21 protein-coding genes are annotated in these 19,632 nt (G+C 58.5%); 12 read left to right on the plus strand and 9 right to left on the minus strand.

Annotation, left to right across the window (positions count from 1 at the left end):
- Window positions 1-66: 66 nt before the first annotated feature.
- Window positions 67-831: a tRNA isopentenyl-2-thiomethyl-A-37 hydroxylase MiaE gene (gene miaE, locus HMPREF3096_RS06920; protein ID WP_008807125.1), complete on the minus strand. Its 765-nt coding sequence runs from the start codon at window positions 829-831 to the stop codon at window positions 67-69.
- 49 nt (window positions 832-880) lie between these two features.
- Window positions 881-1,303, minus strand: coding sequence for a ribonuclease E inhibitor RraB (gene rraB, locus HMPREF3096_RS06925; protein WP_008807126.1), 423 nt, complete (start codon window positions 1,301-1,303; stop codon window positions 881-883).
- A gap of 98 nt (window positions 1,304-1,401) precedes the next feature.
- Here rraB and argL point away from each other — a divergent pair, with 98 nt between their 5' ends.
- Together argL and argF are read left to right on the plus strand one after the other, a co-directional pair.
- On the plus strand, window positions 1,402-1,497 hold the full coding sequence (gene argL, locus HMPREF3096_RS31870) for a putative translational regulatory protein ArgL (RefSeq protein ID WP_370736902.1): 96 nt from the start codon (window positions 1,402-1,404) through the stop codon (window positions 1,495-1,497).
- Entirely contained in the window at window positions 1,467-2,471 is a 1,005-nt protein-coding gene (argF, locus tag HMPREF3096_RS06930; RefSeq protein WP_016160171.1) for an ornithine carbamoyltransferase, read from the plus strand. Before argL ends, argF begins: the two co-directional genes overlap by 31 nt.
- Window positions 2,472-2,532: 61 nt before the next feature.
- Here the strand turns inward: argF and HMPREF3096_RS06935 are convergent, their stop codons facing one another.
- Window positions 2,533-2,985, minus strand: coding sequence for a YhcH/YjgK/YiaL family protein (locus HMPREF3096_RS06935; RefSeq protein WP_008807128.1), 453 nt, complete (start codon window positions 2,983-2,985; stop codon window positions 2,533-2,535).
- 194 nt (window positions 2,986-3,179) lie between these two features.
- Between HMPREF3096_RS06935 and HMPREF3096_RS28880 the strand changes: the two genes are divergently transcribed.
- From HMPREF3096_RS28880 to ridA, 5 genes are all read left to right on the plus strand, one after another.
- Window positions 3,180-3,284 (plus strand): pyrBI operon leader peptide, encoded by a 105-nt coding sequence (locus HMPREF3096_RS28880; protein ID WP_012969080.1) that lies wholly within the window; start codon window positions 3,180-3,182, stop codon window positions 3,282-3,284.
- Window positions 3,259-3,318, plus strand: coding sequence for a pyrBI operon leader peptide (locus HMPREF3096_RS31715; protein ID WP_227650304.1), 60 nt, complete (start codon window positions 3,259-3,261; stop codon window positions 3,316-3,318). Before HMPREF3096_RS28880 ends, HMPREF3096_RS31715 begins: the two co-directional genes overlap by 26 nt.
- Before the next feature lie 2 nt (window positions 3,319-3,320).
- Entirely contained in the window at window positions 3,321-4,256 is a 936-nt protein-coding gene (gene pyrB, locus HMPREF3096_RS06940) for an aspartate carbamoyltransferase (protein WP_004206522.1), read from the plus strand.
- 13 nt (window positions 4,257-4,269) lie between these two features.
- On the plus strand, window positions 4,270-4,731 hold the full coding sequence (gene pyrI / locus HMPREF3096_RS06945) for an aspartate carbamoyltransferase regulatory subunit (RefSeq protein WP_002886927.1): 462 nt from the start codon (window positions 4,270-4,272) through the stop codon (window positions 4,729-4,731).
- A 152-nt stretch (window positions 4,732-4,883) separates the two neighbouring features.
- The gene (ridA, locus tag HMPREF3096_RS06950) at window positions 4,884-5,270 is read left to right on the plus strand and encodes a 2-iminobutanoate/2-iminopropanoate deaminase (protein WP_002886926.1); all 387 of its coding nucleotides are present in this window, start codon (window positions 4,884-4,886) and stop codon (window positions 5,268-5,270) included.
- Between the two features lie 72 nt (window positions 5,271-5,342).
- Here ridA and mgtA read toward each other — a convergent pair whose 3' ends face one another.
- Both mgtA and mgtL read right to left on the minus strand, forming a co-directional pair.
- Window positions 5,343-8,051 carry a magnesium-translocating P-type ATPase gene (mgtA, locus tag HMPREF3096_RS06955; protein WP_012969081.1) on the minus strand — a complete coding sequence of 903 codons (2,709 nt, stop codon included), beginning with the start codon at window positions 8,049-8,051 and terminating at the stop codon, window positions 5,343-5,345.
- Between the two features lie 145 nt (window positions 8,052-8,196).
- Complete coding sequence (gene mgtL / locus HMPREF3096_RS31875) at window positions 8,197-8,316, minus strand: mgtA regulatory leader peptide MgtL (RefSeq protein ID WP_353074613.1); 120 nt, start codon at window positions 8,314-8,316, stop codon at window positions 8,197-8,199.
- Between the two features lie 113 nt (window positions 8,317-8,429).
- Between mgtL and treR the strand changes: the two genes are divergently transcribed.
- From treR to nrdG, 5 genes are all read left to right on the plus strand, one after another.
- Window positions 8,430-9,377 carry a trehalose operon repressor TreR gene (gene treR, locus HMPREF3096_RS06960; RefSeq protein WP_023323529.1) on the plus strand — a complete coding sequence of 316 codons (948 nt, stop codon included), beginning with the start codon at window positions 8,430-8,432 and terminating at the stop codon, window positions 9,375-9,377.
- Window positions 9,378-9,509: 132 nt separating this feature from the next.
- Window positions 9,510-10,928 (plus strand): PTS trehalose transporter subunit IIBC, encoded by a 1,419-nt coding sequence (treB, locus tag HMPREF3096_RS06965; RefSeq protein ID WP_008807131.1) that lies wholly within the window; start codon window positions 9,510-9,512, stop codon window positions 10,926-10,928.
- A 51-nt stretch (window positions 10,929-10,979) separates the two neighbouring features.
- The gene (gene treC / locus HMPREF3096_RS06970) at window positions 10,980-12,635 is read left to right on the plus strand and encodes an alpha,alpha-phosphotrehalase (RefSeq protein WP_012969083.1); all 1,656 of its coding nucleotides are present in this window, start codon (window positions 10,980-10,982) and stop codon (window positions 12,633-12,635) included.
- A 385-nt stretch (window positions 12,636-13,020) separates the two neighbouring features.
- A complete protein-coding gene (gene nrdD, locus HMPREF3096_RS06975; protein ID WP_032731807.1) occupies window positions 13,021-15,159 on the plus strand; it encodes an anaerobic ribonucleoside-triphosphate reductase in 2,139 nt (712 codons plus the stop codon).
- 249 nt (window positions 15,160-15,408) lie between these two features.
- A complete protein-coding gene (gene nrdG / locus HMPREF3096_RS06980) occupies window positions 15,409-15,873 on the plus strand; it encodes an anaerobic ribonucleoside-triphosphate reductase-activating protein (RefSeq protein WP_022065402.1) in 465 nt (154 codons plus the stop codon).
- 3 nt (window positions 15,874-15,876) lie between these two features.
- On the opposite strand, the gene HMPREF3096_RS06985 is transcribed toward nrdG, so the two are convergent.
- The 4 genes from HMPREF3096_RS06985 to HMPREF3096_RS07000 all read right to left on the minus strand — a co-directional run bounded on the left by HMPREF3096_RS06985 (window position 15,877) and on the right by HMPREF3096_RS07000 (window position 19,558).
- A complete protein-coding gene (locus HMPREF3096_RS06985) occupies window positions 15,877-16,161 on the minus strand; it encodes a type II toxin-antitoxin system RelE family toxin (RefSeq protein ID WP_022065401.1) in 285 nt (94 codons plus the stop codon).
- Window positions 16,151-16,393 carry a type II toxin-antitoxin system RelB/DinJ family antitoxin gene (locus HMPREF3096_RS06990; protein WP_002886901.1) on the minus strand — a complete coding sequence of 81 codons (243 nt, stop codon included), beginning with the start codon at window positions 16,391-16,393 and terminating at the stop codon, window positions 16,151-16,153. The genes HMPREF3096_RS06985 and HMPREF3096_RS06990 overlap by 11 nt, the downstream gene beginning before the upstream one ends.
- A 77-nt stretch (window positions 16,394-16,470) precedes the next feature.
- On the minus strand, window positions 16,471-18,381 hold the full coding sequence (locus tag HMPREF3096_RS06995) for a BglG family transcription antiterminator (protein ID WP_032731805.1): 1,911 nt from the start codon (window positions 18,379-18,381) through the stop codon (window positions 16,471-16,473).
- A gap of 22 nt (window positions 18,382-18,403) precedes the next feature.
- Window positions 18,404-19,558, minus strand: coding sequence for a lactonase family protein (locus HMPREF3096_RS07000; protein ID WP_012543086.1), 1,155 nt, complete (start codon window positions 19,556-19,558; stop codon window positions 18,404-18,406).
- Between the last annotated feature and the right edge of the window lie 74 nt (window positions 19,559-19,632).

Genomic DNA, 19,632 nt, shown 5'->3' on the forward strand with positions numbered 1-19,632 from the left:
TCCCCATGGCTACTGAAACTGCCGGTGTTAGTGGCTACCGGGGCTACAGGGCCCGAATACCGAGGGTTACGCCGCTACCGGCACACCGCTGTGAAAGCGGAACTCGGCCTCCGGCCTGAGGATCAGCGCCGCTTCCGCCTCGCCGAGCTGGCGCACCCGCTCGCTAATATCGTCTCCGGCAATCTTCTGCGCCAGATCCAGATAGTCCTGATAGTGACGCGCCTCGGAACGCAGCAGCGACAGATAAAACTTCTGCAGATCGTCATCCAGCCACGGCGCCAGCGCCGCAAAGCGTTCGCAGGAGCGGGCCTCGATATAAGCGCCGCAGATCAACTTATCGATCAGCATCACCGGCTCGTGCGAACGCACCTCCCGCCGCATGCCACGGGCATAGTTGCTGGCGGTGATTTTGACGTAGGGAATATCACGCGCCAGCATCATCTCCCGCACCTGCCAGAAGTGATGTAGCTCCTCTTTAATCAGCAAAATCATGCTGTCCAGCAACTGGCGGCCCCACGGGTCGTCGGTCTGCGGCATGGCGCTTTTGTTGATCCGCTTATGCAGGGCGACGAAATCCGGCTCCGGCCCCCAGCGGTAGGTGAAGTCTTCATACGGCTTCAGGCAGGCCAGCAGCTCGTCGGCGTCGGCTTTATCCGCGACGTAGCGACGCACCAGCAGCATGGCGTTCTGCGCCGCTTTCAGTTCGCACACCATATGGTCGGTCAGCAGCAGCGGCAGGTTTTCCGGCTTGCGGGCTTCGTCAATCCACGCCTGCGGCGTCGGGCAGTGCAGGAAATTGATAATCGGGGAGAGTATCTGCGGGTAATCCATGGAAGTTCCTTGCTATACGGCGGCAGGCGCCGCCGTATCCATCTGCAGCTTAGTGGCGAACACCATCGTCGTCTTCATCGACAAAATCTTCGTCATCGTCGCCGTCTTCTTCACCGTTCGGGTCCTCATAATAGGTACCCCAACCGTCATACTCGACGTCATATTTTTCTGCCAGCGTCATCAGCTGTTCCACCTGGGCATCGATCAGGTCTGCGTTCAGCGCGCATTCGCTGAGAATATCGCAGCAGATGACCATGTCACCCTCTTCCACTTCCAGCTCTTCGGGCTCGGTCACTTCATAGCCCAGCTTGAACGCTTCCACCGCCACTTTCTCCAGGGTTTCGAAATCGTCTGCAGAGAGGTGATGCTCAATCGTGTACAGTGCGTCCGGATCGCTGCCATCCTCCAGCAGCTCTTCGATAATCAGACGCGTCTCTTCACGCTGTTCTTCCAGGTGTTCCGGGTTTGCCATGGCTCGTTCCTCATAATGTGCGGCAGTTGTCCCTATTGTCACATACCGCCGTCATTGCCTCCACTTCTCAGTGAAAGATTTCGATCACAGACTTGCAAATGAATATTCATACATATAAATTGAATTTTAATTCAATTAGTGGCCTATGCCAGGTGAGGGAACCATGTCTGCGTTTTACCAGAAGCATTTTTTAAAGTTACTCGATTTTACGCCTGCAGAAATCACCGCCCTGCTCGAGCTGGCGGCAAAGCTCAAAGCCGATAAGAAAAACGGTATCGAAGTCCAGAAACTGGCAGGGAAAAACATCGCGCTCATCTTCGAAAAAGACTCAACCCGTACACGATGCTCTTTCGAAGTTGCCGCATACGATCAGGGCGCCCGCGTGACCTATCTGGGGCCAAGCGGCAGCCAGATTGGCCATAAAGAGTCGATCAAAGACACCGCCCGCGTGCTCGGGCGGATGTACGATGGCATTCAGTATCGCGGCCACGGCCAGGAGGTGGTGGAGACCCTGGCGCAATACGCCGGCGTGCCGGTGTGGAACGGCCTCACCAACGAGTTCCACCCCACCCAGTTGCTGGCGGACCTGCTGACCATGAAAGAGCACCTGCCGGGCAAAGCCTTTAACCAGATGACGCTGGTCTACGCCGGCGACGCGCGCAACAACATGGGCAATTCGATGCTGGAAGCCGCAGCGCTGACCGGTCTGGATCTGCGCCTGGTAGCGCCATCGGCCTGCTGGCCGGAGTCTCAGCTGGTGGAGACCTGTACCGCGCTGGCCAAACAGCAGGGCGGCAACATCACCCTGACGGAAGATATCGCCGCAGGAGTGAAAGGCGCCGATTTTATCTATACCGACGTCTGGGTCTCGATGGGCGAGGCGAAGGAAAAATGGGCCGAACGTATCGCCCTGCTCCGCGACTATCAGGTTAACAGCGCGATGCTGGCGCTGACCGGCAATCCGCAGGTCAAGTTCCTCCACTGCCTGCCGGCATTCCATGACGACCAGACCACGTTGGGCAAACAGATGGCCGCCGATTACGGCCTGCACGGCGGTATGGAAGTGACTGACGAGGTGTTTGAGTCGGCGGCGAGCGTGGTTTTCGATCAGGCGGAAAACCGGATGCACACCATCAAAGCGGTGATGGTGGCGACGCTGGGCAAGTAGCCCCTCGCTGGCGGTCAAATCCCGGATAGCACGGCGCTTATCCGGGATATGGCTCGCCATTTTACGCCATCAGCATCTTCACTACCGCTTTGCGCACCTTCGCCGGGGCGCCTACGGCGCACAGCGGTTTATGCACTTCGCCGGGATAAAACACCACAAAATCCCCTTCGTTGAGGATCACCGTTTTCTCCTGCTGGCCTTCGGCCAGAAAAGCGATGTCTTTCTCCGCCAGCCAGTCGGTCTGCGGCTCTCCAGCCGGCAAGGTACTGAAGGTCATCCCCTCGATGCCGCGGAGCACAATCTGAATATCGAGATAGCGGGCATGGTATTCCGCGCGGCGCGCGGCCTGCGGCTCGGTGGTGTCTTCGGAAATCAGATAAAACAGGTTATTGCCGTCGATATCGTGTTTACCCAGCGGCGTCGCCTCGCTGACATGGGCGATGACGTGCTCAATGGCCTCGCGCAGCGCGGCAGGCAGCCATGGCTGCAGATGGTGGATATTGCCAATAATCATCACTTACCTCGAATATAAAACAGCATTTCATTTTATGACTTTATACCCCCATCGCCACTGCCATACCAGTACAGTTTCACCGTTCTTTGCGCTGGCGCACTTTTCTGCAGGCAAACGATTACCTGTTTGTGAATGAATCGCTTGATCGTCATAACGGTCTGCGTATAATGCCAGTCGTTTTGCCGGGAGGAAGCATGGCCAATTGCGTACGACATTCTGTCTTAGCGCGTCTGAACGCAGACGCTGGCCTGGCGTTTTTCTTTCCGTTGCTCATTGGATTCCCGAAGCCCCTTATTTAAGGGGCTTTTTTTTTGCCCAGGCGTCAGGAGATAAGCATGGCTAACCCGCTATATCAAAAACATATCATTTCCATAAACGATCTCAGCCGCGAAGACCTCGAACTGGTGCTGGCGACGGCGGCAAAGCTGAAAGCCAATCCGCAACCCGAGCTGCTGAAGCATAAGGTTATCGCCAGCTGTTTCTTTGAAGCCTCCACCCGTACCCGTCTCTCTTTTGAAACCTCGATGCACCGCCTGGGCGCCAGCGTGGTCGGCTTTTCTGACAGCGCCAATACCTCGCTGGGCAAAAAAGGGGAAACCCTGGCGGATACTATCTCCGTTATCAGCACCTACGTTGACGCCATCGTGATGCGTCATCCGCAGGAGGGCGCCGCGCGCCTGGCGACTGAATTCTCCGGCGGCGTGCCGGTACTGAACGCCGGCGACGGCGCCAACCAGCATCCGACCCAAACCCTGCTCGACCTGTTCACCATTCAGGAGACCCAGGGCCGCCTCGAAAACCTCAACGTGGCGATGGTCGGCGATCTGAAGTATGGCCGTACCGTCCACTCCCTGACCCAGGCGCTGGCCAAATTCAGCGGCAACCGCTTCTACTTTATCGCCCCGGACGCGCTGGCCATGCCGCAGTACATCCTCGATATGCTGGATGAAAAAGGTATCGCCTGGAGCCTGCATAGCGCCATCGACGACGTGATGGCGGAAGTGGATATTCTGTACATGACCCGCGTGCAGAAAGAGCGTCTGGATCCGTCGGAATACGCCAACGTGAAAGCGCAGTTCGTCCTGCGCGCCGCCGACCTCGAAGGGGCGCGCGCCAACATGAAGGTGCTGCACCCGCTGCCGCGCATTGACGAAATCACCACCGATGTCGATAAAACACCGCACGCCTGGTACTTCCAGCAGGCCGGTAACGGCATCTTCGCCCGCCAGGCGTTACTGGCACTGGTACTGAATAGCGAGCTGGCACTGTAAGGGGGAATGAGAGATGACACACGACAATAAACTGCAAGTAGAAGCCATTAAACGCGGCACCGTGATCGACCATATCCCGGCGCAGGTCGGCTTTAAGCTGCTCACCCTGTTCAAACTGACCGAAACCGACCAGCGTATCACCATCGGCCTGAACCTGCCCTCCGGCGAGATGGGCCGCAAGGATTTGATTAAAATCGAGAACACCTTCCTGACCGACGAGCAGGTTAACCAGCTGTCGCTGTACGCCCCGCAGGCGACGGTAAACCGCATTGATGATTACGAAGTGGTGGGCAAATCCCGCCCGAGCCTGCCGGATCGCATTGACAGCGTGCTGGTCTGCCCGAACAGCAACTGTATTAGCCACGCCGAACCGGTTTCTTCCAGTTTTGCAGTGAAAAAACGCGCCGATGACATCGCACTCAAATGCAAATACTGTGAAAAAGAGTTTTCTCATTATGTGGTGCTGGCCAACTAAATGCGGTTGGTATTGGTGGTAGGCCTCCCTATAATGGCTACCACCCTACGCTTCGTCCTTCAGGCGGCGTCTGCGCCGGCGGCACAGCGCTTACCCTCTGGCGGCAACCTGAATGATTTTGCGTAACATTACTCAGTTCATCTGGAGATAACATGAGCAAAACTATTGCGACGGAAAATGCACCAGCAGCGATTGGCCCATACGTTCAGGGCGTTGATCTGGGCAGCATGATCATCACCTCTGGCCAGATCCCGGTCGACCCGAAAACCGGCAGCGTCCCGGAAGACGTGTCCGCGCAGGCGCGCCAGTCGCTGAACAACGTGAAAGCGATCGTTGAAGCCGCTGGCCTCACCGTTGGCGACATCGTCAAGACCACCGTATTCGTCAAAGACCTCAACGATTTCGCTACCGTTAACGCCACCTACGAAGCGTTTTTCACCGAGCACAATGCCACCTTCCCGGCGCGCTCCTGCGTGGAAGTCGCTCGTCTGCCGAAAGACGTGAAGATCGAGATCGAAGCCATCGCCGTACGTCGCTGATCGCTTTGGTTGGCAGGAAAAAAGGCAGCCAGTGGCTGCCTTTTTTACGTGGCTCATCCGAAAATGCGCCCTTCACTGCCAGCCGTAGCGACGGCTGTAGAAACCTTTAACGGTCTGGGTCAGCACCATATAGCCCGCCAGGATCACCACCAGCCACGGGAAGTAGCTGAGCGGCAGCGCCTGCAGCTGCAGGTAGCCCGCCAGCGGCGAGAACGGCAGGGCAATGCCCACGGCCATCACCACCAGAGTCATGGCGAACAGCGGCCACGCGGCGCGGCTCTGAACGAACGGAATGCGCCGGGTGCGGATCATGTGCACAATCAGCGTCTGCGACAGCAGCCCTTCAATAAACCAGCCGGACTGGAACAGAGTCTGCATCTCCACGGTATTGGCGTGGAACACCCACCACATCAGGCCGAAGGTGAGGATATCGAAAATCGAGCTGATCGGTCCAAAGAAGACCATAAAGCGCCCGAGATCGGCCGGGTTCCAGCGCTGCGGTTTACGGATCTGCTCATCATCGACGTTATCGAACGGGATCGCCACCTGGGAGACATCGTACAGCAGGTTCTGAATCAACAGGTGCAGCGGCAGCATCGGCAGAAACGGCAGGAAGGCGCTGGCCACCAGCACGCTAAAGACGTTACCGAAGTTGGAGCTGGCGGTCATTTTGATGTACTTGAGCATGTTGGCGAAGGTGCGGCGGCCTTCGATCACCCCCTCCTCCAGCACCATCAGGCTTTTTTCCAGCAGAATGATATCCGCCGCCTCGCGGGCGATATCCACCGCGCCATCAACGGAAATGCCAATATCCGCCGCGCGTAACGCCGGGGCGTCGTTGATGCCATCGCCCATAAAGCCCACCACGTGACCTTCGCGTTTCAGCAGCGTCACGATACGCTCTTTATGCAGCGGCGCCAGACGCGCAAACAAAGTGGTGCGCTTCGCCAGCGCCGCCAGCTCGTCGTCGCTCATGGCTTCAATCTGGCTGCCAATCACCACTTCGCCCGCATCCAGCCCCACTTCATGGCACACCTTCGCCGCCACCAGTTCGCTATCGCCGGTGAGGATTTTCACCGTGATGCCGCTGGCCTTCAGCGCCTTCAGCGCCGGGGCGGTGGTCTCTTTCGGCGGATCAAGGAAGGCGATGTAGCCTTCGAGGATCAGATCGGATTCATCGGCGCGCTGGTAATCGCCCTCGCGCGCCGGCAGGTATTTGGTTGCTACCGCCACCACCCGCAGTCCCTGACGGTTCAGGGTATCGGTCACCCGGCGGATGCGGCGCAGCATGGTGTCGTCCAGCGGTACGATTTCGCCGTTGTAGCGCACCTGGGTCGAGACGTTAAGGATCTCCTGCAACGCCCCTTTACAGATCAGCTGATGCGCGTCGCCCTGCTCTTTTACCACCACCGACATGCGGCGGCGTTCGAAGTCGAACGGGATCTCATCCACCTTCTGCCAGCGCTCCGCGAGACCGCGAGCGGCATCCAGTTCCACGCCTTCCAGCACCGCGGTATCGAGCAGGTTTTTCAGCCCGGTCTGGTAATGGCTGTTGAGCCAGGCGGTATGCAGCACTCTCTCGCTGGACTTACCGGAGACATCGGTGTGGTTCTCCAGCACGATCTTGTCCTGAGTCAGGGTGCCGGTTTTATCGGTGCAGAGAATATCCATCGCGCCAAAGTTCTGAATGGCGTCGAGGTGTTTGACGATCACTTTTTGTTTCGACAGCTTCACCGCCCCGCGCGCCAGCGTCGAGGTGACGATCATCGGCAGCATCTCCGGCGTCAAGCCGACCGCCACCGACAGTGCAAACAACGCCGCTTCCCACCAGTCGCCTTTGGTGTAGCCATTAATCAATAGCACCACCGGGGCCATCACCAGCATAAAGCGGATCAGCAGCATGCTGACCCGGCTGATGCCTTTCTGGAAGGCGTTCGGCTCGCTTTCCTGCTCGCTGACGCGCCCGGCCAGCTGGCCAAACCAGGTGTTGCCGCCGGTGGCGTAGACGATAGCCTGCGCCGAGCCGCTCACCACGTTGGTCCCCATAAAGCACAGGGTGTCGCATTCCAGCGGGTTCTGCTGCAGCGGGTCGCGGCTGCGCGCGACTTTCTCTACCGGCAGCGATTCGCCGGTCAGCGAGGCCTGAGCGACAAACAGATCGCGCGCCTGAATAATGCGCAGGTCCGCCGGGATCATATCTCCCGCCGACAGCTTGACGATATCTCCTGGCACCAGTTGGTCGATAGGCAGTTCAAGCCAGCGGCTCTCCCCCTGCTCGTTCACCACCCGCAGCACCGTGGCGGTATTGCTGACCATCGCCTTTAGCGCATCCGCCGCTTTGGTCGAGCGCGCTTCCTGGATGAAGTTAAGCAGCGTCGAGATGCCGACCATCAGCGCGATAACGCCCGCGGCGAACAGATCTTCGGTGGAATAGGAGACGATGCCGAGCACCGTCAGCAGCAGGTTGAACGGGTTGCGATAGCAGGTCCACAGATGCACCCACCACGGCGAGGGCTTCTGCGCCGGGATCTGATTGTCACCATGTTTGAGGATCTTTGCCGCCACTTCGCCTTCATTGAGCCCTTCAGGGTGGCTGTCAAAGGCACGCCAGATCTCCTGGTCATCCATCGCCGCAACGTCCAGGCAGCGCTGGCCGAGCGAGTCCGGGATCGGCACGCTGGTCAGGTTACGGGCATCAGGCAGCGGATCGCGCTGGACCAAACGGCGTGGCAGATGGCGGCTAAGCTGCGCGAACAGCTGCCGGGTATAATTTTTCAACATAAACAGTCCCTCCGCGCTCGCGCGAGCGAACGCAGCGTCGCCAACAGGCGTAGCAAAGCCTACCTGTCAGGCATGTAATTTTTATGGCAGGGACATCAAGGACGTCACTGCTTTACGCTTTCCGGTAAAGCAGTGTTAAACAGGCTTACCGGAAAGAAAGGTTGCTCCATCGAGGATGAGGAGTGGGATCGGGGTCCATAAATTCTCCGGTAAGTGAATATAAACGGCGCGGATTATAGCGCGCTCGTTGAGACATGTGTGGCATTTATGGCGATGATAAGCCCGCGCAACTAAACCGAACGTAAACCAGACTTTGCTCATTGCGGTTTGGTTGAGTAGCATTAGGCTCACTTCTACCATCCCTGACGAGAATTCCGCATGCAGAACCGGCTGACCATCAAAGATATCGCGCGTTTAAGCGGCGTAGGAAAATCGACGGTATCCCGCGTCCTTAACAACGAGAGCGGGGTCAGCGAACGGACCCGCGAGCGCGTCGAAGCGGTGATGCAGCAGCACGGTTTCTCACCCTCCCGCTCCGCCCGCGCCATGCGCGGCCAGAGCGATAAAGTGGTGGCGATTATCGTTACCCGTCTGGATTCCCTGTCGGAAAACCTTGCCGTGCAGACCATGCTGCCTGCCTTTTATGAACAGGGTTACGATCCGATTATGATGGAGAGCCAGTTCTCCCCGGGACTGGTGGAAGAGCATCTCGGCATGCTCGCCCGGCGTAATATTGACGGCGTAGTGCTGTTCGGATTTACCGGCATTGATGAGGCGATGCTCGCCCCCTGGCGCGATACGCTGGTGCTGATGGCCCGCGACGCCCCCGGTTTCGCCTCGGTGTGCTATGACGACGAAGGCGCCATCACGCTGCTGATGCAGCGGCTCTACGATCGCGGACATCGCCACATCAGTTTTCTTGGCGTCCCGCACAGCGACGTCACCACCGGCGAACGCCGCCATCTCGCCTACCTCGCTTTCTGTAAAAAGCATCGCCTGACGCCCACCGCCGCTCTGCCGGGCTTGGGCATGAAGCAGGGGTATGACACCGTCGCCAGCGTGCTGACGGCCGAAACCAGCGCCCTGGTCTGCGCGACGGATACCCTCGCCCTCGGCGCCAGCAAGTACCTCCAGCAGCAGGGCTGCGCTGCGCTGCAGCTCGCCAGCGTCGGCAGCACGCCGCTAATGAAGTTTCTCCACCCGGAAATCTTGACCGTCGATCCCGGCTATGCCGAGTCCGGACGCCGGGCCGCCCGGCAGTTGATCGAGCAGATCGCCGGCAGCGTCGAACCCCGCCAGATCGTGATTCCTGCCGCCCTGAATTAATCTCGTTCGGACGATTTATGTGATCGTCGCCGGGTTTCGGGAACGTTCCCATTTTGCAAATCAAGCGGAACGGTTAGGATGCCCTCAAGGTAAAAAACGGCATCTCTCCCCCTCTGTTTTTGAGGCTTCATCATGAGCAAAGTAAACCAGCAGGACATCGATAAACTGATCGAACTGGTGGGCGGACGCGGCAACATCGCCACCGTCAGCCACTGTATTACCCGTTTGCGCTTTGTGCTGAACGACCCGGCCATCGCCAAACCAAAAGAGATTGAGCAGCTGCGCATGGTGAAGGGATGCTTCACTAACGCCGGCCAGTTCCAGGTGGTTATCGGCACCGAGGTGGGCGATTACTACAAGGCCCTGCTGGCCACCACCGGCCAGACCTCCGCCGATAAAGAGCAGGTCAAGCAGGCCGCGCGGCAAAATATGAAGTGGCATGAGCAGTTGATCTCGCACTTTGCCGAGATCTTCTTCCCGCTGCTGCCGGCGCTGATCAGCGGCGGTCTGATCCTCGGTTTCCGTAACGTCATCGGCGACTTACCCATGAGCAACGGCCAGACGCTGGCTCAGATGCACCCGTCGCTGAAAACCATCTATGACTTCCTGTGGCTGATTGGCGAGGCGATCTTCTTCTATCTGCCGGTGGGGATCTGCTGGTCAGCGGTGAAGAAAATGGGCGGCACGCCGATCCTCGGGATCGTTCTTGGCGTCACCCTGGTTTCCCCGCAGCTGATGAACGCCTATCTCCTCGGCCAGCAGGTGCCGGAGGTGTGGAACTTCGGCCTGTTTACGATTGCCAAAGTCGGCTACCAGGCGCAGGTGATCCCGGCCTTGCTGGCGGGCCTGACGCTCGGCTTTATCGAGACGCGCCTCAAGCGCATCGTGCCTGACTACCTCTACCTGGTCATTGTCCCGGTCTGCTCGCTGATCCTCGCGGTGTTCCTCGCGCACGCCATTATCGGTCCGTTCGGCCGCCTGATCGGCGACGGCGTGGCCTTCGCGGTACGCCATCTGTTAACCGGCAGCTTCGCGCCAATCGGCGCCGCGCTGTTCGGCTTCCTCTACGCGCCGCTGGTGATTACCGGTGTCCACCAGACCACCCTCGCTATCGATATGCAGATGATCCAGAGCATGGGCGGCACCCCGGTGTGGCCACTGATTGCGCTATCCAACATTGCCCAGGCATCGGCGGTAGTCGGCATTATTATTGCCAGCCGTAAACAGAATGAACGCGAAATCTCGGTGCCGGCGGCAATTTCTGCTTACCTCGGGGTTACCGAACCGGCGATGTACGGTATCAACCTGAAGTACCGCTTCCCGATGCTGTGCGCGATGATCGGCTCCGGTCTTGCCGGCCTGCTGTGCGGCCTGAACGGCGTGCTGGCGAACGGCATCGGCGTCGGCGGCCTGCCGGGCATCCTCTCCATCCAGCCAACCTACTGGCAGGTGTACGCCATGGCGATGGCTATCGCGGTGGTGGTGCCGATTATCCTGACCACTGTGGTGTATCAGCGCAAGTACCGTCAGGGCACCTTGCAGATTGTCTAACTTCTTCTTTCGGGGCGCCTTTGGCGCCCCTCGTTGCAGCAGGAAAGCACTATGAATCATCTTCCCCACTGGTGGCAAAACGGCGTTATTTATCAAATCTATCCGAAGAGTTTTCAGGATACCACCGGCAGCGGTACCGGCGATCTGCGCGGCGTCACTTCCCGCCTCGACTATCTGCAGAAGCTTGGGGTCGACGCCATCTGGCTGACGCCGTTCTACGTCTCACCGCAGGTGGATAACGGCTACGATGTGGCGAACTACACCGCTATCGATCCCTCCTACGGCACGATGGCCGACTTTGACGCCCTGGTGGCGGAGGCGAAGGCCCGCGGCATCCGCATCGTGCTGGATATGGTACTGAACCATACCTCGACCGAGCATGAATGGTTCCGTCAGTCGCTGAATAAGGAGAGTCCCTACCGGCAGTTCTATATCTGGCGCGACGGCGAACCGGACGCGCTGCCGAACAACTGGCGCTCCAAGTTTGGCGGCAACGCCTGGCAGTGGCACGCCGACAGCGGGCAGTATTATCTGCACCTGTTCGCCATTGAACAGGCGGATCTCAACTGGGAGAACCCGGCGGTACGCGCCGAGCTGAAAAAGGTCTGCGAATTCTGGGCCGATCGCGGCGTCGACGGTCTGCGCCTCGACGTCGTCAACCTGATCTCGAAAGACCAGACCTTCCCCTGCGATGCGGAGGGTGATGGCCGCCGCTTCTACACTGACGGCCCGCGGGTGCATGAATTCCTGCAGGAGATGAGCCGCGATGTCTTTACTCCCCGTAACCTGATGACCGTCGGCGAGATGTCCTCCACCTCTCTGGAGCACTGCCAGCAGTACGCCGCGCTGGACGGCCGCGAGCTGTCGATGACCTTTAACTTCCACCATTTAAAGGTCGATTATCCCGGCGGTGAAAAATGGACCCTCGCCCGCCCGGACTATGTGGCGCTGAAAGCGCTGTTCCGTCACTGGCAGCAGGGGATGCACAATCGGGCGTGGAACGCGCTGTTCTGGTGTAACCACGATCAGCCGCGCATCGTGTCGCGCTTTGGCGACGAAGGCGAGTACCGGGTGCCGGCGGCGAAGATGCTGGCGATGGTGCTGCACGGCATGCAGGGCACGCCCTATATCTACCAGGGCGAAGAGATCGGCATGACCAATCCGCACTTCAGCAGCATCAGCGATTACCGTGACGTCGAAAGTCACAATATGTTTATCGAGCGCGCAGCGCAGGGGCAAAGCCCGGACGAACTGCTGGCAATCCTCGCCAGTAAGTCGCGCGACAACAGCCGCACGCCGATGCCATGGCACGCCGGGGAGAACGGCGGCTTCAGCGACGGTGAGCCGTGGATCGGCCTTGGCGATAACTACCGGGAGATCAACGTTGAGGCGGCGCTGGCGGACCCCGATTCGGTGTTTTATGCCTATCAGCAGCTGATTATGCTGCGCAAAACCCTGCCACTGCTGACCTGGGGCGATTACCAGGATCTCCTGCCGGAACATCCATCGCTGTGGTGCTATCGCCGTCAGTGGCAGGGGCAAACGCTGGTGGTGGCCGCCAACCTGAGCCGCGACCTGCAGACCTGGCAGCCAGAGGAAGCCCAGGGCGACTGGAAGATGATCATCAGCAACTATGCCGAAACCACGCCCCGCCCGACCGGTCTGACGCTGCGGCCGTTCGAAGCCATATGGTGGCTGCAGGCGTAAGGTACTTCTTGCCCGACAGAAACCGGAGCGTAATGCCTGGCATCGGAGGTGGATGCCAGGCATTTTTGCTTATTTTCCAGCCAGATAAATTTACATTTATCGCCAGCGCCCATCATCCGTACTCTCACCTTTTTACCTTGTTCTGGGTCAATAAAATCGCAAACATCTTTGATGCAAATCACTACATATAGAACTTAAAATGCGTCCCAGCCCTACATGTTGTATTAATCGTCTATTATGTCACCATATCTTGTCGATGTCTGGCGGTGATGAGATGTGGATAAAACGGGCCGGATCTGAAGGCAAACAGCACGAGCCGTAGCGTGCAGCGCCTTCGGGATAACCTCCGCCTCTGTGGATAACCTGTTCTATATATGGAGTGATCATGACACCGCATGTGATGAAACGTGATGGCTGTAAAGTGCCGTTCAAATCAGAGCGCATTCAGGAAGCAATTCTACGTGCAGCTAAAGCAGCGGGAGTCGATGACGCAGACTATTGCGCCACCGTCGCAGAAGTCGTTAGCCAACAAATGCAGGGCCGCGCCCAGGTCGACATCAACGAGATCCAGACTGCGGTAGAAAACCAGCTGATGTCCGGCCCCTATAAGCAGCTGGCGCGCGCCTACATTGAGTATCGCCATGACCGTGATAGCCAGCGCGAAAAGCGCGGCCGTCTCAATCAGGAGATCCGCGGCCTCGTCGAGCAGACCAACTCCGCGCTGCTCAACGAAAATGCCAATAAGGACAGTAAAGTCATCCCGACCCAGCGCGACCTGCTGGCCGGTATCGTCGCCAAGCACTATGCGCGGCAGCACCTGCTGCCCCACGATGTGGTGATGGCCCACGAGCGCGGCATGATCCACTATCACGACCTCGATTACTCGCCCTTCTTCCCGATGTTCAACTGCATGCTGATCGATCTGAAAGGGATGCTGACTCAGGGCTTTAAGATGGGCAACGCGGAGATCGAGCCGCCGAAGTCTATCTCTACCGCCACCGCGGTGACGGCGCAGATCATCGCCCAGGTCGCCAGCCATATTTATGGCGGCACTACCATCAACCGTATCGATGAAGTGCTGGCGCCGTTCGTCACCGAAAGCTTCAAAAAGCATCGTAAAATCGCCGAAGAGTGGCAGATCCCGGACGCCGAAGGCTATGCCCGCGCCCGTACCGAAAAAGAGTGCTACGACGCCTTCCAGTCGCTGGAGTATGAAGTCAACACGCTGCATACCGCCAACGGTCAGACGCCGTTTGTCACCTTTGGTTTTGGCCTCGGCACTAGCTGGGAGTCGCGCATGATCCAGCAGTCGATTCTGCGCAACCGCATCGCTGGCCTCGGTAAAAATCGCAAAACCGCGGTATTCCCGAAACTGGTCTTCGCCATTCGCGACGGTCTGAACCATAAGTTCGGCGATCCGAACTACGACATCAAGCAGCTGGCGCTGGAGTGCGCCAGCAAGCGCATGTACCCGGATATCCTCAACTACGATCAGGTGGTGAAAGTCACCGGGTCGTTTAAAACGCCGATGGGCTGCCGCAGCTTCCTCGGGGTGTGGGAAAACGAGGATGGCGAGCAGGTGCATGACGGGCGCAATAACCTCGGCGTGATTAGCCTCAACCTGCCGCGTATCGCCCTGGAAGCGAAAGGCGACGAAGCCGCCTTCTGGGCGCTGCTGGACGAGCGCCTGCAGCTGGCGCGCAAAGCGCTGATGACCCGTATTGCCCGTCTGGAAGGGGTGAAGGCCCGCGTGGCGCCGATCCTGTATATGGAAGGGGCCTGCGGCGTGCGGCTGAAAGCCGACGATGACGTCTCCGAGATTTTCAAAAACGGCCGCGCGTCCATTTCACTGGGTTACATCGGTATCCATGAGACCATCAATGCGCTGTACGGTAATCAGCATATGTACGACAGCGAGGCGCTGCGTGAGAAAGGTGTGGCCATCGTCCAGCGCCTGCGCGACGCCGTCGATGTGTGGAAGGAAGAGACCGGCTACGGCTTTAGTCTGTACAGCACGCCGAGCGAAAACCTGTGCGACCGCTTCTGCCGTCTCGACACCGCCGAGTTTGGCATAGTGGAGGGCGTGACCGATAAAGGTTACTACACCAACAGCTTCCACCTCGACGTCGAGAAGAAGGTCAACCCGTACGACAAGATCGATTTCGAAGCGCCGTACCCGCCGCTGGCCAACGGCGGCTTCATTTGCTACGGCGAGTACCCGAATATCCAGCACAACCTGAAGGCGCTGGAAGACGTGTGGGATTACAGCTATGAGCACGTGCCGTACTACGGGACTAATACGCCGATCGATGAATGCTACGAGTGTGGTTTTACCGGCGAGTTCGAGTGCACCAGCAAGGGCTTTACCTGCCCGAAATGTGGTAATCACGATGCCGCTCGCGTGTCGGTTACTCGTCGGGTATGCGGTTATCTCGGCAGTCCGGACGCGCGTCCGTTCAACGCCGGCAAGCAGGAAGAAGTGAAGCGCCGCGTTAAGCACCTGGCCAATGGGCAAATCGGTTAAAGACCAATGCGCTTTTCCCGGATAGCGGCGCGCAGCGCCTTATCCGGGCTACTGTTTTGCACCGTCCGGTAGCCCGGGTAAGGCGGAACGCCGCGACCCGGGAAATGGCCGCATTCCTTCGTATTCGCAAAGCAATTAGCGTCAGAGCAAGGCGGCAAACGAGGGAATCCCCGGGAGCGTACATTCAGTACGTGACTGGGGTGAGCGAGCGCAGCCAACGCGGCTATGGCATTAATTGAGAAGCGAAAAATGAATTACCATCAGTACTACCCGGTAGATATCGTCAACGGCCCCGGCACCCGCTGCACCCTGTTTGTTTCCGGCTGCGTCCACGAGTGCCCAGGCTGCTACAACAAGAGCACCTGGCGGGTGAACTCCGGTATGCCGTTTACCGCTGAGATGGCCGACCGCATCATTGCCGACCTCAACGATACCCGCATCAAGCGCCAGGGGATTTCACTCTCCGGCGGCGATCCGCTGCATCCGCAAAACATCGCAGAGATCCTCAAACTGGTTCAGCGCGTGCGCGCCGAATGCCCCGGCAAAGATATCTGGGTCTGGACCGGCTATAAGCTGGATGAGCTGAATGAGGCGCAGATGCAGGTAGTGAACCTGATCAACGTGCTGGTCGACGGTAAGTTTGTGCAGGATTTAAAAGACCCGGCGCTGATCTGGCGCGGCAGCAGCAACCAGGTGGTACATCATTTGCGATAGCGTTTAGAGCCGTTTATTCGCCTGATGATAAACGGCCGCTTTCTCTCTTTTGCCAATGGCAATAACGTAAACCACCACCACACTATCTCGTACTTGATACACCAACCGATAACCTGACGCCTTAAGCTTGATTTTGTAGCAATCCGGTAAATCGCTCAGCCTGGCCGACTCAATTCGCGGATTCTGCACAATCTGCTGGAGCTTATTTTTGAACTGTTTTTTGACCGTCTCGCCAGGCATCTGCCATTCGCGCCAGGCTCGTGGATCAAACTCCAGTTCATAGGTCATCCAGACTCACCTTAACCCCCGGCCGTGGGTTTTCCAGCCGTTCGCGAACGGTGCGTAATAACGCCGCTTCGCCATCACTGATGGTCATACTTTTCACCGGCATGCGGCCATTTTCCGCAATGTATTGAAACAGCAGGCGTACCGCCTCCGTTGGTGTCATATCGAGTTTCTCCAGCACGGCATAAGCCTCTTTTTTGAGTTTATCGTCCAGTCGAACATTGAGCGTGGCCATTATGCCTCCAGAAAGGGGAATTTTGTAATGCAGTATAGCATTACATTTGAATTACATTCGAATCTGGAAAACGCCTCTCAAAACCGGCTGACGCACTCCATCGCCACCGTTTTAAACTCATTGAAGCTGCGGGTCGTGGCAAGGCGGCTCATGGCGCGCTCGCGCAGGAAAGTCACGAAAATATCGTAGATCGCCATCGCCTCTTCGTACTCGCGCTTACTGATGGCGAGCAGGAAAATGATATGGGCGGTTTCGTCGCCCCAGGCGATGCCCTGCGGGGCGATAACCGTATAAACCACCGTCTTTTTGGCCAGCAGTCCCAGGGAGTGCGGCAGCGCAATGCCATCGCCGAGCATGGTGCTGACAATCGCCTCACGCTCCACCACCGAAGCATGAAACTCGGCGTCAACAAAGCCTTCCTCCAGCAGCTGCTGGCACAGCTCGGCGAACAGCGTTTGCTGATCCATCGGCTTATCGACCACCCGGAAGTGGGCGGCATCGAAGTACTTATTCAGCATCCACGGACGGGTACGGTCCACCAGCACCAGCTTGCCAATCTGATCCAGCTGATAGTCGGTGGGAAACGGCGCGATGGTCACCACCGGTTTGTCTTTTTCGCTGATGCGCACCGTGGAGATAACAAAATCCGCCTCGATCGCATCCCGCTGTTCATACTCGCGCTGGGAAATCGTGGCGGCGATCTCCAGCTGCGGATATTTGCGCTGCAGGATCGCTTCGATCATCCGTACCATCGCATTGCTGGTATCGCAGACCAGTAGCACCTGCGGTTGACGCTGGTAGCCAATGTTGTAGTGACGCTCCAGCCCGACGCCGATATGCAGCACCAGAAAGCCGATTTCGTTTTCGCTGATGGTGTACGGAGTATATTTCCCCCAGCTGGAGACCGCGGCGAGGGTCATATCCCAGGCCATCGGGTAGTGCTGTTTGATGTTATCCAGCAGCGGATTGGGGATCATGATCTGGTAGCGCACGCGGGTGATCATGGTCTTAATGTGGGTCAGCAGATCGGCGTGCAGCTGGGCGTCGTCCAGCAGGTTGTAGTTATACTGGCTGTTGATGTAGCGCAGAATGTAATTGACCAGCGCTTCGTCATCGTCGGCGCTGATGGTTTCCGGGTCGACGTCCTGCACCTGACGGGCGGCGAGATGCACGCACAGCCACTCTTCTTCAGCGGGCGAGAAGGGCTTTCCGGCCAGCCGCTGTAGCTCTCCCGCCAAATCGCGCGCGGCGTCGCGGACGTTTTGCGCCACATCTTCGGCGCTGAAATCGGCCAGCGGATAGCCTTCGCTGACGCGGCGCACCACCACTGCGCCGTACAGGCAGATAAAGCGCTCACCGACATCAGTGAGGCGAATATGGTGCCGGGTGAGCGTCTCCTGCAGCATCGGCTCCAGCAGCGCAGGCACTTCCGCCTCCAGCGCCTCGGCGCCGATCAACGGATTGATACCGCCCTGTTGGGCCAGCTCCCACAGCAGATCGGTCAGGCAGGCGCGAATCGACACCTCGCTACCAAACAGCTTCATGCCGTGGCGAGGGCGGGTTTCAAGGGTAAGCTGATAGCGCTGGAAGCGCTCACGCACCTCGACCATATCATTTTGCAGCGTCGCGCGGCTGACGAACCACTCATCCGCCAGATCTTCCAGCTTGATGGAGAACGCCGACGTCAGGAAGCGCACCAGCAGAAACGTGATGCGATCCTGGGCGGTTCGCGGCACGTGCTGCGTCTTCGGCGCCGTCTCCTCCAGCGCCTGAAAGCTCGCCGGGTTATCAATTTTCAGTTGATAACCGCTGCCGCGGTTGAGGATAAACTGCGCGCCATACTGCGCCAGTAGCGCATTCAGGGCGGTAATATCGGCGCGCACGGTACGGGTGGAAACCGACAGCCGCTGCGCCAGCTCATCCTGCGGCAGCGTTTCATTCCGCAGCAGGGTGAAGAGTTGCGCTAAGCGTTGGTTGGGAAATCGCATGTCAGTTCCTTGTGGTTACGGCTCAGGGTTGGGCGGATATCACCATCTGCGATGGGCTACCAACCGGCGTGTAGTCGGAGGCAAAGGTTAATTTGCCATCCTTCGGCGCCACGCTGAAGCGGGTAATATTATCGCTACGCTGGTTCATGACGTACAGCCACTGCCCTTGATTATCCAGGGTCAGCGTACGGGGGTAATCCCCACGCGTCCAGATATCCTCCTGGTGGCTCAGGCGGCCGTCGGCCTGCACCGTAAAGTGGGCGATGCTGTTATGCAGACGGTTGGCGACATACAGCTGCTTACCATCGTTGCTCAGCGCCAGACCGGCGGCAAAGCTGGTGCCCTTATACTCTTTCGGCAGCGCGGAGACGGTTTTGCCTTCGCGCAGCAAGCCGCTTTGCTTATCCAGATGATAGAAAGTCAGCGTCGACGCTTCTTCGTTGATCAGCCACAGGCCGTCGCCCTTTGGCGTAAAGACGAAGTGGCGTGGGCCGGCGCCCGGCGACGAAGCGGCGATGAACGGCGGATCGTTCGGCGTCAGCTTGCCGCTGGCGCTATCCAGCCGGTACTGATAGATCCGATCCAGCCCCAGATCGGTGGAGTAAACAAATTTCCCGCTGGGATCGGCGGCGATCATATGGGCGTGCGGGCCATTGTGATCGCTGATGGCGAAGCTGCCCTCGACGGCCGCCGCCGGGCGTTCGGCGCCTGCCGGGCCTTCATCCTGATGCCTGTCCACTGCCTCACCCAGGCTACCATCTTCTTTCACCGGTAGCACGGCGATACTCCCGCTGACGTAGTTGGCCACCAGCAGATGTTTACCATCCGGCGTCAGGGAGAGATACACCGGCCCGGCGCCGCCGGAGGCAACCTGGCTGAGCGCGGTCAGCTCGCCATTCTTCTCAATGCGCCACGCCTGCACGACGCCTTTTTCGACTTCACTGGCGGCATACAGCGTTTTGCCATCGCGCGACACGGTCAGTTGCGCGACGTTTGGCAACGCGCTCACCAGGGCCCTGTCACGCAGCGCGCCGGTGTTGGCATCGACGGTAAAGCGGTACAGACCTTCGCCATTGGGATTATAGGTACCTACCCAGGCATAGTGGGTTTGCGCGGCGCCCGCGGCGGCGGCAAACAGGGACAGTGAAGCGACAAGCAGATGACGAGCGACAGGCATAGCAACTCCTTGATGGTTCGGTGGGATAAGTTGCCTCTCACCCCGGCCCTCTCCCAAAGGGAGAGGGAGAAAAC

The sequence above is a fragment of the Klebsiella sp. HMSC25G12 genome, from assembly GCF_001807705.1.
Taxonomy (GTDB): domain Bacteria; phylum Pseudomonadota; class Gammaproteobacteria; order Enterobacterales; family Enterobacteriaceae; genus Klebsiella; species Klebsiella variicola.